This is a genomic window from Mycolicibacterium madagascariense (assembly GCF_010729665.1).
GTDB classification, from domain to species: Bacteria; Actinomycetota; Actinomycetes; order Mycobacteriales; family Mycobacteriaceae; genus Mycobacterium; species Mycobacterium madagascariense.
In genome coordinates this window covers 3,648,769-3,664,517 of record NZ_AP022610.1, presented here as the reverse complement: position 1 = coordinate 3,664,517, position 15,749 = coordinate 3,648,769, and the positions used below count along the sequence as shown (strand labels likewise).

The window sequence follows — 15,749 nt, the reverse complement described above, 5'->3', positions numbered from 1 at the left end:
TTAACAGCCGGTGCCTACGCTTCGCACATGGATCGGCAGAAGGAATTCGTCCTCCGGACGCTCGAGGAGCGCGACATCCGGTTCGTCCGGTTGTGGTTCACCGACGTCCTGGGGTACCTGAAGTCCGTCGCGATCGCGCCCGCCGAGCTCGAAGGCGCCTTCGAGGAGGGCATCGGTTTCGACGGTTCGTCGATCGAAGGCTTTGCCCGGGTGTCCGAATCGGACACCGTCGCCCGCCCGGATCCCTCGACGTTCCAGGTGCTGCCGTGGACGACGAGCGGCGGCAAACAGCACTCCGCCCGGATGTTCTGCGACATCACCATGCCCGACGGTTCGCCGTCGTGGGCGGACTCGCGCCACGTGCTGCGTCGCCAACTGGCCAAGGCCAGCGATCTCGGCTTCTCCTGCTACGTGCATCCCGAGATCGAGTTCTTCCTGCTGGAGCCCGGGCCCTACGACGGCTCGGAGCCCGTGCCCGCCGACAACGGCGGGTACTTCGACCAGGCCGTGCACGACTCGGCGCCCAACTTCCGGCGCCACGCCATCGACGCCCTGGAGTCGATGGGCATCTCGGTGGAGTTCAGCCACCACGAGGGCGCGCCGGGCCAGCAGGAGATCGACCTGCGCTACGCCGACGCGCTGTCGATGGCCGACAACGTCATGACGTTCCGCTACGTCGTCAAGGAGGTCGCGCTCGGCGAGGGCGTGCGTGCGTCGTTCATGCCGAAGCCGTTCAGCGAATATCCCGGCTCGGCGATGCACACCCACATGAGCCTGTTCGAGGGTGAGACCAACGCCTTCCACACACCCGACGACCCGCTGCAGCTGTCGGCGGTCGGCAAGTCCTTCATCGCCGGCATCCTCGAGCACGCCAGCGAGATCAGCGCCGTCACCAATCAGTGGGTCAACTCCTACAAGCGGCTGGTGCAGGGCGGCGAAGCGCCGACGGCGGCGTCCTGGGGCGCGGCCAACCGGTCGGCTCTGGTGCGGGTGCCGATGTACACGCCGCGCAAGGCGTCGTCGCGGCGCATCGAGGTGCGCAGCCCGGATTCCGCGTGCAACCCGTACCTCGCCTTCGCGGTCCTGCTCGCGGCCGGACTGCGCGGCGTCGAGAAGAACTACGTCCTCGGGCCGCAGGCCGAGGACAACGTCTGGAACCTGACACCCGAGGAACGCAAGGCGATGGGCTACCGGGAACTGCCGGGCAGTCTCGGCATCGCCCTGGCCGAGATGGAGAACTCCGAGCTGGTCGCCGAGGCGCTCGGCGAGCACGTCTTCGACTTCTTCCTGCGCAACAAGCGTGCCGAGTGGGAGAACTACCGAAGCAACGTCACGCCGTACGAGCTGAAGACGTACCTGTCGCTCTAGGGAACGCCCTACCGGCTGCGCTATCTTCGGGGCGTGCCGAAACCCGCGACGCAGCGACCCACGCTGCCCAGCGTGGGCAGGCTGGGACTGATCGAACCGCCCGCCCGCGCCGACCTCGACCGGTTGGGCTGGAACACCGACGCCTACGTCGAGCTGCTGTGGTCGCTGTCGCGGGCCCCCGACGCCGACGTCGCGCTGCGCACCATGGTGCGGCTGGCCGACGCTCTCGGCGACGGCTGGGACGAGCTCAATCGGGCCCTGGTCAAGGACCGCGGGTTGCGCGGTCGGCTGTTCGGCGTGCTCGGCTCGTCGCTGGCGCTGGGGGACCACCTCGTCGCGAACCCCCGGTCCTGGCATCTGCTGGCGGGCCGCGTGGTCCTGCCGACGGCCGCCGAGCTGCGCGAGACGTTCGCCAGCCTCGCTGAGAAGTCTTCCAGCACAAGCGATTTCCGCATCCTGTACCGCGACCGCCTGCTGGTGCTGGCGGGGTTGGACCTGGCCCCCACGGTCGAGAACGAGCCGGTGCTGCCGTTCCCCACGGTCGGTGCGCACCTCGCCGATCTGGCCGATGCCGCCTTGGGCGCCGCGCTCGTCGTCGCCACCAGGTCGGTGTGCAAGGACCACAAGCCGGGAGCGCCGGGACCCCGACTCGCAGTGATCGCGATGGGCAAGTGCGGCGCGCGCGAACTGAATTACGTGAGCGACGTCGACGTCATCTTCGTCGGCGAGAAGGCCGATTCCGTCACCACCAGGGTGGCCGGTGAGATGATGCGGTTCGCCGGAGAGGCCTTCTTCGAAGTCGACGCTGCCCTGCGGCCCGAGGGCAAAAGCGGAGAACTGGTGCGCACGTTGGCCTCTCACGTGGCCTACTACGAGCGGTGGGCCAAGACCTGGGAGTTCCAGGCGTTGCTGAAGGCCCGCCCGGCCGCCGGGGACGCCGAGCTGGGCGCGCAGTACGTGGCGGCCTTGATGCCGATGGTGTGGACGGCCTGCGAACGCGAGGACTTCGTCTCCGAAGTGCAGTCGATGCGCCGCCGCGTCGAGCAGCTCGTGCCCGCCGGGGTGCGGGCCCGCGAGCTGAAGTTGGGGACCGGGGGGCTGCGCGACGTCGAGTTCGCGGTCCAGCTGCTGCAGCTGGTGCACGGCCGCACCGACGACGCGTTGCACGTCGCGTCGACCGTCGACGCGCTCGCCGCTTTGGGCGAGGGTGGCTACGTGGGTCGCGACGACGCGGCCAATCTCACGGCGTCCTATGAATTCCTGCGACTGCTCGAGCACCGCCTGCAGCTGCAGCGGCTCAAGCGCACCCACCTGCTGCCCGAGCCGGATGACGAGGAGGGGCTGCGGTGGCTGGCCCGCGCCGCGCACATGCGACCCGACGGTCAGCACGATGCGCTGGGCGTCCTGCGGGAGGAACTCAAGCGCCAGAGCCTGCGCGTCTCGCGTTTGCACGCCAAGCTGTTCTATCAACCGTTGCTCGAATCCGTGGAGGGCCAGACCGTCGAGTTCTCGGCGTCGATGTCACCCGAGGCCGCCGAACGTCAGCTCGCCGCACTGGGTTACGAGGGTCCGCAGAGCGCGCTCACCCACCTCGCCGCGCTGACCGGGAGCAGCGGGAGGCGCGGCCGCGTCCAGCAGGTGCTGTTGCCGACGTTGCTGGACTGGCTGTCGGACACGCCGGACCCCGATGCCGGGCTGCTGTCCTACCGGCGGCTCAGCGACCACCTCGCCGACCAGCGGTGGTTCCTGGCGTCGCTGCGCGACGAGGGCGCCGTCGCGAAGCGCTTGATGCACGTGCTCGGCACGTCGGCGTTCGTGCCGGAACTGCTGATGCGTGCCCCCGAGGTGATTCAGCAGTACGCCGACGGGCCGAAGGGACCGAAGCTCCTCGAGGTCGAGCCGGACGGGTTGGCCCGTGCGCTGATCGCGGCGGCGTCGCGGCAGGAGGAGCCGGCCCGCGCCATCGCCGCGGCCAGGACGCTGCGCCGTCGGGAGCTGGCGCGGGTGGCCTCGGCCGACCTGCTCGGCATGCTCGAGGTCACCGACGTCTGCGCGGCGCTGACCTCGGTGTGGGTCGCCGTCCTGCAGGCCGCCCTCGACGTCGTCATCCGCGCGAACACCCCCGAGGGCGGTCCGCCGGCCCGCATCGCGGTGATCGGAATGGGCAGGCTCGGCGGCGGCGAGTTGGGCTACGGCTCCGATGCCGACGTCCTATTCGTGTGCGAACCCCTCGGTGGCGCAGAGGAATCCGTGGCCGTGAAGTGGTCGGTGACGATTGCCGAGCAGGTGCGCAAGGTCCTCGGTTCGCCGAGTGCCGATCCGCCGCTCGACGTGGACGCCAACCTGCGGCCGGAGGGCAGATCCGGCCCGCTGGTACGCACGCTCGCCTCGTATGAGGCCTACTACACGCGCTTCGCCCAGACCTGGGAGGTGCAGGCGCTGCTGCGCGCGCACCGCGTCGCCGGCGACGACGACCTCGGCCTGCGGTTCCTGCTGATGGTGGACCGGGTGCGGTACCCGCCGGGCGGCGTGTCGACCGACGCGGTGTTCGAGATCCGGCGGCTCAAGGCCCGTATCGATGCCGAGCGGCTACCTCGCGGCGCGGACCCCAACACCCACACCAAGCTGGGCCGCGGCGGCCTCGCCGACGTCGAGTGGACCGTCCAGTTGCTGCAACTCCGGTACGCCCACCAGATCCCAGCACTGCACAGCACCTCGACGCTGGACACGCTCAACGCCATCGGAGCGGCCGAGCTGATCGCCGAGGGCGACGTCGACCTGCTGCGGCAGGCGTGGCTGACGGCCACGCGGGCCCGCAATGCGCTGGTGCTGGTGCGCGGCAAGCCGACCGATCAGCTACCGGGGCCCGGCCGCCAGCTCAATGCCGTCGCGGTCGCCGCGGGCTGGCGCAACGGCGACGGTGGTGAATTCCTCGACAACTACCTCCGGGTGACCCGCCGCGCGAAGGGCGTGGTGCTCAGGGTGTTCGGAAGCTAGGGCGGCAGACGAACTCAGCGCTTCCGCCCGGACGTGGCCCCGCAGCTGACGCGTGTGGGCGGCTCCGGCACTGACAACGGAGCGCGAGGCGTCAACATTTGTTGACGACACCCGCCAACTAGGGTGCGCCGACTGGCGATCTTCGCGCGCGGCATCGCTGCCGCCGTTGGCCGACGCGCGTCATCATCTGTTGACGCATGCGCGCGGGGTATCGCCGCGGACGTGGCCCCGCAGCTGACGGGTGTGGGCGGTCCGGTACTGACAACGGACTGTAGGGCGTCAACATCTGTTGACGACGGCCGCCAAATCGGTTGTGTCGACTGATGATTCATCCGTCGGGGCGCAGCGAGCGACGCGAGCCAAGAGGTCCGCTACTCCCGGTTAGTTGAAGTTCACCGGTGTGAATCCACCTGCGTCGGTGTACGTAGGCGGCAGCCAGTCGGGTTCACCCGGCACCACCGTGTCCGGGGTGACGGGATACTTCACCTTCTCGAAGACCTGCTCGTCCTGCCAATAACCGCCGCTGGTGGAACAGCTGTATTCGTCGCAGCTGGTACTGATCGGGACTTGATGCGCCGGCACCCACACCATCCGAAAACGCACCCAACTGCCGTCTGCCTGCTTAGGCCCGTCGCAGATACTGCGCGTCTGTAGGCCCAGAAATCCCCAGCGATCATTCTGACAGCCGGGATGTACATCGGCGTTTGCCTGCGGAGCCCAAGCCATCCCCGCGATAGCCGCCATCGAGACGGCAAAGACCATTCTTTTCTTCATGTTTATCCCCCCTAGCAGGGAATATAACGACAGCTAGGTGGTCTGGCAAATAATGACGATGACGCATGACACAGGTGATAAGTACGTTGCTGGTGTTACCAGTGGTGCATACGCAGACGGCCGAGGAACTAGCCCGCGAGAGCGCCACGTTCGGGCTTAGCGGTCTCCCAAGCCGGGTACGAACGAGTCCACCCGCCCGGCGAAACGCCGGACGGGTGGACCCGGGTGCTGTGTGGCCGACTTACACGTCGTAGTACAGCGAGAACTCGTAGGGGTGCGGACGGATCTGAATCGGCATGATCTCGTTCTCGCGCTTGTACGAGATCCAGGTGTCGATCAGGTCCTCGGTGAACACGCCGCCCTCGGTGAGGTATTCGTGATCCTCCTCGAGACGGTCGATCACCGCCGACAGCGACGTCGGCGCCTGCGGGATGTTGGCGGCCTCGTCCGGAGGCAGCTCGTAGAGGTCCTTGTCGACGGGCGCCAACGGCTCGATCTTCTTCTTGATGCCGTCGATGCCGGCCATCAGCATCGCCGCGAACGCCAGGTACGGGTTGCCGGAGCTGTCGGGGCAGCGGAACTCGAGGCGCTTGGCCTTCGGGTTGTTGCCGGTGATCGGGATGCGCACGCACGCCGACCGGTTGCGCTGGCTGTAGACCAGGTTGATCGGGGCCTCGTAGCCCGGCACCAGACGCTTGTAGGAGTTGACCGTCGGGTTGGTGAACGCCAGCAGCGACGGCGCGTGGTGCAGGATGCCGCCGATGTAGTGGCGGGCCAGGTCGGACAGCCCGGCATACCCCGACTCGTCGTGGAACAGCGGCTTGCCGTCCTTCCACAGCGACTGGTGGGCGTGCATGCCCGAGCCGTTGTCACCGAACAGCGGCTTCGGCATGAAGGTGACGGTCTTGCCGTTCTTCCACGCGGTGTTCTTGATGATGTACTTGAACAGCAGCACGTCGTCCGCGGCCGCCAGCAGCGTGTTGAACTTGTAGTTGATCTCGGCCTGGCCAGCGGTGCCGACCTCGTGGTGGCCGCGCTCGAGCGTGAAGCCCGCGTTCTGCAGGTTGGTCGCCATCTCGTCGCGCAGGTCGACGTAGTGGTCGTACGGCGCGACGGGGAAGTAGCCACCCTTCTGGCGGACCTTGTAGCCCAGGTTGGGGCTGCCGTCCGACTCGAACGGTTCGCCGGTGTTCCACCAGCCCGACTCGGAGTCGACCTCGTAGAAGGTGCCGTTGATCTTGGAGTCGAAGGTCACTGAGTCGAAGATGTAGAACTCGGCCTCGGCGCCGAAGTACGCGGTGTCGGCGATGCCGGTGCTGGCGAGGTAGTTCTCGGCCTTGCGGGCCACGTTGCGGGGATCGCGCGAGTACGCCTCGCGGGTGAACGGGTCGTGCACGAAGAACTGGAGGTTGAGTGTCTTGGCGTGCCGGAACGGGTCGATGCGCGCGGTCTCGGGATCCGGCAACAGCATCATGTCGGACTCGTGGATCGACTGGAAACCGCGGACGGACGAACCGTCGAACGCGAGGCCGTCCTCGAAGACGCTCTCGTCGAAGGCCGAGGCCGGGATCGAGAAGTGCTGAACCACACCGGGCAGATCGCAGAATCGAATGTCGACGTACTCGACGCTCTGGTCCTTGATCAGCTTGAAGATGTCGTCCGCGGTCTTTTCTGCCACTGCGTAGTCTCCTTCTTGGTGGTAATCCGCCGGTTACGCTAGGTACAACACATTGCGCTGCGGTCAAACGCATGTTGCGCCGACGTTACGCAGTCTGTGTCTCGAACGCCCAACCTATGCTGAATACATGGCGCGTACCTTCGGTTCCTGGCTGTCCGGCCCGCCGCCCTCGGAGGCCGGCGACGCCACCCAGGGGCCCAACGACTTTCCCGGCCAGCGTCTCGGTTTGCCCGCCGCCGGCGCGGGCTCGCTCGTCGGCGTGGGCCGCCGCATCGTCGCGCTACTGATCGATTGGTTCATCGCTTACGGGCTGGCCAGTCTGGCTGTCACGGTCGGCGTCGTCAGCTCCGAGAAGTTCTTCGGATCGCAGATCGGCTCGACCGCGATCATGGGCGTCTGGCTGCTGCTCGGCGTCGCCTCGGTCCGGCTGTTCGGGTTCACGCCGGGGCAATACGCGCTCGGGCTGCGGGTGACGTCGGTCGATCATCGGGTGCACGTCGGCCTCGGCCGGGCGCTCTGCCGCGGGTTGCTCGTCGCGTTCGTCGTGCCGGCGCTATTCACCGACGCCGACGGGCGCGGCTTTCAGGACCGGTTGACCGGCACGGCCATCGTGCGGCGCTGAGGTCGCGCCTGCCCTACTTGCGGCGTGCGCTCCGCTGCATGCCGCGCACCTTGGCGCCGGCGGGCAGCGGACCCTTCGGCATCGCGGAGGGGCCGATGCGCGATCCCAGCGCAGCCAGCCGCGACTCCAACCCGTCCATCTGCTTGGCCGTGATGTTGGCGGGCAGCTTGGTCAGGTGTCGTTCGAGCTTCGCCAGTGGCACCTCGCCCTCGCCGTTGCCGACGACGAAGTCATAGATCGGGACGTCGCCGATCAGCCGGGCGGTGCGCTTCTTCTCCTGCGCCAGCAGCGGCTTGACGCGGGTGGCCGAGCCCTCGCCGACGAAGATCACGCCGGGCCTGCCGATCACGCGGTGCACGGCGTCGAAGTGTCCGGTCGCAGCGACCCCGGGGGTGACCCGCCACTTGCCCCTGAGGTTCTCCAGGGCCCACGCCGCGGCGCCGCTCTGGCCCTCGGCCTTGCGGTACACCGACTTCTGCGCCCGACGCCCGAAGATGATGAAGGCGACGAGGGCGCCGAGCACGATGCCGAGCAGGATGACCATGACCGCGGTGAACGCGCTGCCGCTGAGCACGGCGACGACGACCGCGACCGCGACGATCAGCACGAAGGCGCCGATCATGTACGGCAGGAGTCGGGTGTCCTCCTTGCGCTGGATCTGGAACGCCTGCCAGAGCTGACTCCGGCGCTCCTTGGAGGCAGCCTTGCGCGCAGCCTTTGCCTCGGCCTTGGCGGCCTTGTCCGCACCCGTGTTGCGAGTCTTCGCCATGGGATCAGGATACGGGTGGGCCGCTGGGATTCCGCAGCTGTGCCGCCTGGGCGTACAACTTTCCGGCCCGATAGGACGAGCGCACCAGCGGCCCGGCCAGCACGCCGGGGAACCCGAGTTCCTCGGCGAAGCGGGCGTGCTCCACGAACTCCTCGGGCCTGACCCACCGATCGACCGGATGGTGCCGCACGGTGGGCCGTAGGTACTGGGTGATGGTGATGATGTCGCACCCCGCGTCGCGCAGATCCCGCAGGGCCGTGCGCACCTCGTCGGGCGTCTCGCCCATGCCGAGGATGAGGTTGCTCTTGGTGACCAACCCGTAGTCGCGCGCCGCGGTGATCACGGCCAGGCTGCGGTCGTAGCGGAACGCCGGTCGGATGCGCTTGAAGATGCGCGGCACGGTTTCGACGTTGTGCGCCAACACTTCCGGCCGCGTCTCGAAGACCGTCTCGAGCTGTTCGGGGATCGCGTTGAAGTCGGGGATCAGCAGCTCGACACCGGTGTTGGGGTTGAGTTCCTTGATCTGGCGCACCGTTTCGGCGTACAGCCACGCGCCGCCGTCGGGCAGGTCGTCGCGGGCGACGCCCGTGACCGTGGAGTAGCGCAACCCCATCGCCTGCACGCTCTCGGCGACGCGGCGGGGCTCGTCGCGATCCAGCTCTGCGGGCTTGCCGGTGTCGATCTGGCAGAAGTCGCACCGACGGGTGCACTGTTCGCCGCCGATGAGGAACGTGGCCTCGCGGTCCTCCCAGCACTCGTAGATGTTGGGGCAGCCCGCTTCCTCGCAGACGGTGTGCAGGCCCTCGCGCCGGACGAGCTTCTTGAGCTCCGTGTACTCCGGACCCATCTTCAGCTTGGTCTTGATCCACGGCGGCTTGCGCTCGATCGGCGTCTCGGCGTTGCGGACCTCCAGCCGCAGCAGCTTGCGGCCGCTGGGCGACACGGGCAGCTTGGCGATCTCGGAAGGCTCGATGCTCACTGGGTCAATGCTAGCGCCGGTCGGCCGTCGAGGGAGTCGAGGACGGCCCGCCCCACGGCGTCGGCGACGTCGTCGACCGTGATCCGTCGCCCCAGTTCGGCCGTCAGAGACGTGACACCGGCGTCGGAGATGCCGCACGGCACGATCGATTGGTACGCCGAGAGGTCGCAGTCGCAGTTGAGTGCGAAGCCGTGCAGCGTCGTCGCCCGCGCCACCCTGATGCCGATCGCGGCGACCTTGCGCGCGGGCCTGCCGGCGTCGGACGGGACCCACACCCCCGAACGCCCCTCGACCCGCCCGGTGGTCAGCCCGAACGCCGCGCACACCGCGATCAACGAATCCTCAAGTCGGCGAACGAATTTCACCACGTCGAGGGGTTCGGCCAGGCCGATGATGGGGTAGCCGACGAGTTGGCCGGGGCCGTGCCACGTGATCTTGCCGCCGCGGTCGGTGTCGACGACGGGCGTGCTCGAGGCGACCGGACGCTCGTGCGGTTCGGTGCGCTTGCCCGCGGTGTAGACGTCGGGGTGTTCGAGGAGCAGGAGCGTGTCGCGACCGCCGGCGACCCTGGCGTCGGCCAGTTCGCGTTGCAGTTGCCAGGCGTCGCGATAGTCCAGCGAGCCCAGTCGGCGCACGTCGACCGCCGTATTGCTCGACCGGACCGATGCTGCCGCCATGACGTCGACGCTACGCGGTCAGGCGCCCGCGGGAGCGGAGACGTAGGCCAGCGCCTCGCCGATGGTGTTGTGGTGGAACTCGAAACCCGCCCGCTCCAGCGCCGACGGTATGGCGCGCTGCCCGATGAGCAGACCCTCGTCGGCGAATTCGCCGAGCAGCGCGCGAATGGCGAAGGCGGGGGCCGGCAGTGGCGTCGGCCGGTTGAGGGCCCGGCCGAGCGCCGCGGTGAATTCGGCATTGGTGACCGGCGCGGGACCCGTCGCGTTCAGCGGGCCGGCGAGATCGTCGTGGCCGATCGCGAACAGCAACGCCCGTACCTCGTCCTCCATGCTGATCCACGGCATGTACTGCCGTCCGCTGCCCAGCCGGGCGCCCAGGCCCAGCGAGAAGATTGGTTTCAGTCGGCCGAACAACCCGCCGCGCGGGGACAGCACCAGCCCGGTGCGGACGAGCACGACCCGTACGCCGGCGCTGCTGGCGGTGTGGGTCGCCGCCTCCCAGTCCTGGCACAGCGTGGCGAGGAAGCCGTGGCCGGCCGGCGCCGACTCGTCGAGCACCCGGTCGCGCCCGTCGCCGTAGTAGCCGACCGCGCTGGAGTTGATCAGCACCGGCACCCCGGCTTCCACGACGCACCGGGACAGCACCTCGGTCGGGCCGATTCGGCTGTCGCGCAGGCTCTGCTTGAAGGCGCCGGACCAGCGCTTGCCCGCAACGTTGACGCCGCACAGGTTGATCACGGCGTCGGCACCGCGCAGCGCGGCCGCGTCGAACTCGCCGGTGTCGGGATTCCAGAACACCTCGTCGGCGGCGGCCGGCGCGCGCCGCACCAGTCGCAGCACGCGATGGTCGGCCGAGCGCAGCACCGACGTCAACGCCGAACCGATCAGTCCCGAGGAACCGGCTATCGCGATGACGGCACGACCCGAGGCCGACGGCCCGACTCCGTTGGCCACGTCGTCAGAGTCCGAGGTCGGCCTCGAACGCTCCTTCTTCGAGGCGACGCTTGATGGTGGTCAGGAAGCGACCGGCGTCGGCGCCGTCGATGAGTCGGTGGTCGTAGGTCAGCGGCAGGTAGCAGACCGAGCGCACGCCGATCGACTCGTTGCCGTTCTCGTCGACCACCACGCGCGGGCGCTTGACGATCGCGCCCGTACCCAGCATCGCCGCCTGCGGTGGCACCAGGATGGGGGTGTCGAAGAGCGCGCCCTGGCTGCCGATGTTGGTGATGGTGAACGTGCCCCCGGACAGTTCGTCGGGCTTGAGGTTGCCCGACCGGGCGCGGGCCGCGATGTCGGCGATCGCCCTGGCCAGCCCGCCGAGGGACAGGTCACCGGCGTTGTGGACGACGGGGGACAGCAGACCCTGTTCGGTGTCGACCGCGAAGCCGAGGTGCTCGGCGTCGTAGTAGGTGATCTGCTTGGAGTCCTCGTCGTAGCTGGCGTTGACGTTCGGGTGCGCCTTGAGGGCGTCGATGACGGCGACCGCGAAGAACGGCAGGAAGGTCAGGTTGACGCCCTCGCGTTCCTGGAACGTCGCCTTGGCGCGGGCGCGCAGCGCCACGATCTTGGTCAGGTCGACCTCATGGGTTTGCGTCAATTGCGCTGTGGTCTGCAGGGATTCGCGCGTCTTCTTGGCCGTGATCTGGCGGATCCGGTTGGCCTTCTGGGTGGTGCCACGCAGGTGCGCCAGTGCGGGCGCCGGCGCGGGCGCCTTCGACGGGGCGGCCGCTGCCGGCGCCTCGGCCGCAGCGGGGGGCGCAGCGGGCGCCTTGTTGGCCTCCGCGGCCGCCAGCACGTCCTGCTTGCGGATGCGTCCCCCGACGCCGGTGCCCTTGACCGACCCCAGATCGACGCCGTTCTCCGAGGCCAGCTTGCGCACCAGCGGCGTCACGTACGGACTGCCGTCACCCGACGGAGCGGCCGCAGCCGGTGCGGGCTCTGGCTGGGGTTCGGGCTTCGGTTCGGGCTTGGGCTCCGGCTTGGGTTCGGGCTTCGGTTCGGGCTTGGGCTCTTCGGCCTTCGGCGCGGGTTCCGGCTCTGGCTCGGGTTCGGGCTCCGGCTCTGGTTCGGGTTCGGGCTCCGGCTCGGGGGCCGACTGCGAGGGCGCCGCGCCCTCCGCACCGATCTTGGCCAGCTCGCCACCCACGGCGACGGTGTCGTCCTCGTCGGCGGTGATCGACAGCAGGGTGCCCGCGACGGGCGAGGGGATCTCGGTGTCGACCTTGTCGGTGGAGACCTCGACCAGTGGCTCGTCCACCTCGACCGTGTCGCCGACCTTCTTGAGCCAGCGCGTGACGGTGCCCTCGGTGACCGACTCGCCCAGCTCGGGCATCACGACCGACGTCGACTCCCCGCCACCGGAGGACGCGGCCGGCTGGCTGGATGCGGCGGGCTCCTCCTTCGCAGCGGGCTCGGGTTCCGGTTCGGGTTTGGGTTCCGGTTCGGGTGCCGCCTCGGCTTCGCCGCCGCCAGAAGCACTTTCGTCGCCACCCTCGCCCGCGTCACCGATGGTTCCGAGGTCGCCGCCGACCTCGACGGTGTCGTCCTCGTTCGCGATGATCTTCGTCAGGACGCCCGCGGCGGGAGAGGGGATCTCGGTGTCGACCTTGTCGGTGGACACCTCGAGCAAGGGCTCGTCGACCTCGACGGTGTCGCCTTCCTGCTTCAGCCATCGCGTGACGGTCCCCTCGGTGACGCTCTCACCGAGTGCGGGCATCTGGACGGTGATGGCCATGTGCGTTGACTCCTCGAACGGTCGCTCGTATCGGGCCGAAATGCTCGGCACCCATCCTGTCACGTCCGTGGCCACCGGTCGCCGCAGACCGGTCCACTTGGTGCTCTGGCACCATTGAAGGAGGCCGAGGAGAGAGGGATTGCGTTGGGACTGTTCGACACGTTTCGTCAGCGACGCCGCGCCGACGGCCGCGATCCCTCCGCCGACGTGGAGTACCTGCGCCGGTGGGTCGCCGAGCACCATGGCGTCGAGGCCTTCGTCGAACCCAAGACGACCGTCACCGAACTGACCGTCGTGCTGGTCGCCGCCGACGGCGAGTGGACCCGTCGGCGCACCGGTGGCGAGAAGGGCGCGCGTCGGCTCAACGCTCAGCTCGGCATCCCGGTCTACGACGTCCAGAAGGTTGGCTACCCCCAGCGCATGCGCGATCACGATGCCCGCGAGCGCATCAAGCGCGACCGCGAACGCCGGCGCGAGCTCTGAGTCCCCGGCGTCAGCCGTTCTTGGCGATGTCCTCGAGCACGGCGAACATCGTGCGAACCGGTACGCCGGTACCACCCTTGCCGGTGTAACCCCACGGCCCGCCGGTGTTGTAGGCCGGTGCGGCGACGTCGATGTGGGCCCACTGCACGCCGTCGGCGACGAACTCGCGCAGGAACACCCCCGCCACCAGCATGCCCGCGTAGCGCGACCCGCTGACGTTGGCCAGGTCGGCGACCGTCGACTTCAAGTCGTCCTTCAGTTCGTCGGGCAGCGGCATCGCCCACGCGTTCTCGCCGATCGCCTGCGACGTCGTGGCGACCCGGTCGCGGAACGCGTCGCTCCCCATCACGCCGGGGGTGCGGCTGCCGAGTGCCACGGTTTGCGCGCCGGTCAGCGTCGAGGTCTCGATCAGGTAGTCGGGGTCGTCCTCGCACGCCCGCACGATCGCGTCGGCGAGGATGAGTCGGCCCTCGGCGTCGGTGTTGAGCACCTCGACGGTGATGCCGCCGTACTGCGTCAGCACGTCACCGGGCCGCTGCGCGGTGGCCGACGGCATGTTCTCCGCCATCGGCACCGTGGCGACGACGTCGATCGGCAACTGCTGCTTGGCGGCCAGGACGACGGTCGCGATGACGGCCGCCGCGCCGCCCATGTCGGACGTCATGTGATGCATGTTGGCCGCGGGCTTGATGGAGATGCCACCGGTGTCGAACGTGATGCCCTTGCCGATGAGCGCCACCTTCTTGCTCTTTCGCGAACCGCCCGCGTGGGTCAGGCGGACCAGTCGCGGTGGCCGTGAGGACCCCTTGCCGACGCCGACGATGCCGCCGTAGCCGCCCTTCTCGAGCCCCTTCTCGTCGAGGATCTCCACCCGCAGTCCGACCGACTCGCCGAGAGCCCTTGCGCGCTTCGCGAATTCGTCGGGGAACAGGTGACTCGGAGGAGTGTTGACGAGATCGCGGGCGGTGGCGACCGCGGTGGCGACGTCGGTCCCGCGGACGGCCTCGGTCTTCGCGGACTTGGCGGTGGCCAGTGCCGTGATCTTGGCCAGGGGCGCATCCTTGGGCGCGGTCTTGGTGCTGCGGAAGTCGGCGAACCGGTAGGAGCCCAGGATCAGACCCTCCACGGCCGCGGCCACGTCGAGCTCCGAGAGCGTGGTGACGACGCTCTCCGTGCCGCTCAGCGCGCGGGCCGCGACGCCGGCCGCGCGGCGAACCGCCTCCTGCGACCACTCCTCGCGGGCCTTGCCGAGGCCGACCGCCAGCACGCTGGCGAACGGCAGCGACGCGGCTACCGCCCGCGTCGTCTGATCGGCGCCACCCTTGGCGCCGAGCGCCTTGAGGGCCCCCTCGATCTCGCCGACCGCCGCGGCGTCGAGGAATGGATTGGCGACCACCCTGGCCTGGTCGTCGTCACCCGTCGCGACGGGAACGATCAGTACCGATCCGCCGGCGCGCTTGGGTAGCGAGGCCGAGACGGTGACGGTGGGGGACTGGTAGCCAGGTGCGGTGCTCACGCAGTTCACCCTAGCCGGGGGCACTACGCTGGCTCGCTGTGAGTGAGAACCTGCTGAAGGGCCCGTTGGAGGATCGCCACCGTCAATTGGGGGCGAGCTTCGCCGAATTCGGGGGATGGCTCATGCCGGTGTCCTACGCGGGCACCGTGACCGAGCACAACGCCACGCGCACCGCCGTCGGCCTCTTCGACGTCAGCCATCTCGGCAAGGCTCTGGTGAAGGGGCCGGGCGCCGCGGAGTACGTGAACGCCGCACTGACGAACGACCTGCGCCGCATCGGACCCGGCAAGGCGCAATACACGTTGTGCTGCAACGACTCTGGCGGCGTCATCGACGACCTGATCGCCTACTACGTCTCCGACGACGAGGTGTTCCTGGTGCCGAACGCGGCCAACACCGCCGCCGTGGTCGCCGCGTTGCAGGCCAACGCGCCGGACGGCGTGACCGTCACCGACGAGCACCGGTCCTACGCCGTGCTCGCGGTGCAGGGGCCCAGGTCCACCGACGTGCTCCGCGCACTGGGCCTGCCGACCGACATGGACTACATGGGCTACGCCGACGCGGAGTTCGACGGCGTGCCCGTCCGCGTGTGTCGCACCGGCTACACCGGCGAGCAGGGCTTCGAATTGCTGCCGGACTGGGATCGCGCCGGGGTGGTGTTCGACGCCCTGGTCGAGGCGGTCCGGGCCGCGGGCGGGGAGCCCGCCGGACTCGGCGCCCGCGACACGCTGCGCACCGAGATGGGCTACCCGCTGCACGGTCACGAACTGTCGCCGGAGATCTCGCCGCTACAGGCCCGCTGCGGGTGGGCGATCGGCTGGAAGAAGGACGCCTTCTGGGGCCGCGACGCACTGCTGGCAGAGAAGGAGGCCGGGCCGCGCCGGTTGCTGCGTGGCCTGAAGGCGGTCGGGCGCGGGGTGCTGCGCGCCGACATGACCGTGCTCGACGGTGACCGCGAGATCGGCGTCACGACGTCGGGAACCTTTTCTCCGACATTGAAACTCGGCATCGCGCTGGCGCTCGTCGACGCCGACGCGGGCGTCACCGACGGGAAGCGCGTCGCGGTGGACGTACGGGGACGTTCGCTCGAATGCGAGGTCGTGACACCGCCGTTCGTGGCGGCCAAAACTCGGTAGTCATGGGTTATACAAT

The 15,749-nt window shown here is 69.0% G+C and carries 13 protein-coding genes; 5 read left to right on the top strand and 8 right to left on the bottom strand.

Annotated features, from left to right (window positions below):
* The first annotated feature begins 27 nt into the window (after positions 1 to 27).
* Together glnA (G6N60_RS17270) and G6N60_RS17265 are read left to right on the top strand one after the other, a co-directional pair.
* Positions 28 to 1,368, top strand: coding sequence for a type I glutamate--ammonia ligase (gene glnA / locus G6N60_RS17270; RefSeq protein WP_163739548.1), 1,341 nt, complete (start codon positions 28 to 30; stop codon positions 1,366 to 1,368).
* A 33-nt stretch (positions 1,369 to 1,401) separates the two neighbouring features.
* The gene (locus G6N60_RS17265; protein WP_163739545.1) at positions 1,402 to 4,365 is read left to right on the top strand and encodes a bifunctional [glutamine synthetase] adenylyltransferase/[glutamine synthetase]-adenylyl-L-tyrosine phosphorylase; all 2,964 of its coding nucleotides are present in this window, start codon (positions 1,402 to 1,404) and stop codon (positions 4,363 to 4,365) included.
* 381 nt (positions 4,366 to 4,746) lie between these two features.
* Here G6N60_RS17265 and G6N60_RS17260 read toward each other — a convergent pair whose 3' ends face one another.
* A complete protein-coding gene (locus G6N60_RS17260; protein ID WP_246240796.1) occupies positions 4,747 to 5,127 on the bottom strand; it encodes a CDGP domain-containing protein in 381 nt (126 codons plus the stop codon).
* Positions 5,128 to 5,380: 253 nt separating this feature from the next.
* Positions 5,381 to 6,817 carry a type I glutamate--ammonia ligase gene (glnA, locus tag G6N60_RS17255; RefSeq protein WP_163739543.1) on the bottom strand — a complete coding sequence of 479 codons (1,437 nt, stop codon included), beginning with the start codon at positions 6,815 to 6,817 and terminating at the stop codon, positions 5,381 to 5,383.
* A gap of 127 nt (positions 6,818 to 6,944) precedes the next feature.
* Here glnA (G6N60_RS17255) and G6N60_RS17250 point away from each other — a divergent pair, with 127 nt between their 5' ends.
* Positions 6,945 to 7,439: an RDD family protein gene (locus tag G6N60_RS17250; protein ID WP_163739541.1), complete on the top strand. Its 495-nt coding sequence runs from the start codon at positions 6,945 to 6,947 to the stop codon at positions 7,437 to 7,439.
* 13 nt (positions 7,440 to 7,452) lie between these two features.
* On the opposite strand, the gene G6N60_RS17245 is transcribed toward G6N60_RS17250, so the two are convergent.
* Genes G6N60_RS17245 through sucB form a run of 5 tightly spaced genes read right to left on the bottom strand, consistent with a single transcriptional unit; the run spans position 7,453 to position 12,598 of the window.
* Entirely contained in the window at positions 7,453 to 8,208 is a 756-nt protein-coding gene (locus tag G6N60_RS17245) for a DUF4191 domain-containing protein (protein WP_163739539.1), read from the bottom strand.
* Positions 8,209 to 8,212: 4 nt separating this feature from the next.
* Positions 8,213 to 9,157 (bottom strand): lipoyl synthase, encoded by a 945-nt coding sequence (gene lipA / locus G6N60_RS17240; RefSeq protein ID WP_163744128.1) that lies wholly within the window; start codon positions 9,155 to 9,157, stop codon positions 8,213 to 8,215.
* Between the two features lie 26 nt (positions 9,158 to 9,183).
* Positions 9,184 to 9,864: a lipoyl(octanoyl) transferase LipB gene (lipB, locus tag G6N60_RS17235; protein ID WP_163739536.1), complete on the bottom strand. Its 681-nt coding sequence runs from the start codon at positions 9,862 to 9,864 to the stop codon at positions 9,184 to 9,186.
* A gap of 18 nt (positions 9,865 to 9,882) precedes the next feature.
* Positions 9,883 to 10,818 carry a TIGR01777 family oxidoreductase gene (locus G6N60_RS17230; protein ID WP_163739534.1) on the bottom strand — a complete coding sequence of 312 codons (936 nt, stop codon included), beginning with the start codon at positions 10,816 to 10,818 and terminating at the stop codon, positions 9,883 to 9,885.
* 4 nt (positions 10,819 to 10,822) lie between these two features.
* Positions 10,823 to 12,598, bottom strand: coding sequence for a 2-oxoglutarate dehydrogenase, E2 component, dihydrolipoamide succinyltransferase (gene sucB / locus G6N60_RS17225; RefSeq protein ID WP_163739532.1), 1,776 nt, complete (start codon positions 12,596 to 12,598; stop codon positions 10,823 to 10,825).
* A gap of 144 nt (positions 12,599 to 12,742) precedes the next feature.
* On the opposite strand from sucB, the gene G6N60_RS17220 reads away from it, so the two are divergent.
* A complete protein-coding gene (locus G6N60_RS17220; protein ID WP_163739530.1) occupies positions 12,743 to 13,081 on the top strand; it encodes an oxidoreductase in 339 nt (112 codons plus the stop codon).
* Positions 13,082 to 13,091: 10 nt separating this feature from the next.
* Here the strand turns inward: G6N60_RS17220 and G6N60_RS17215 are convergent, their stop codons facing one another.
* A complete protein-coding gene (locus G6N60_RS17215; protein ID WP_163739528.1) occupies positions 13,092 to 14,597 on the bottom strand; it encodes a leucyl aminopeptidase in 1,506 nt (501 codons plus the stop codon).
* Positions 14,598 to 14,635: 38 nt separating this feature from the next.
* On the opposite strand from G6N60_RS17215, the gene gcvT reads away from it, so the two are divergent.
* Positions 14,636 to 15,733, top strand: coding sequence for a glycine cleavage system aminomethyltransferase GcvT (gene gcvT / locus G6N60_RS17210; protein ID WP_163739526.1), 1,098 nt, complete (start codon positions 14,636 to 14,638; stop codon positions 15,731 to 15,733).
* Positions 15,734 to 15,749 lie beyond the last annotated feature (16 nt).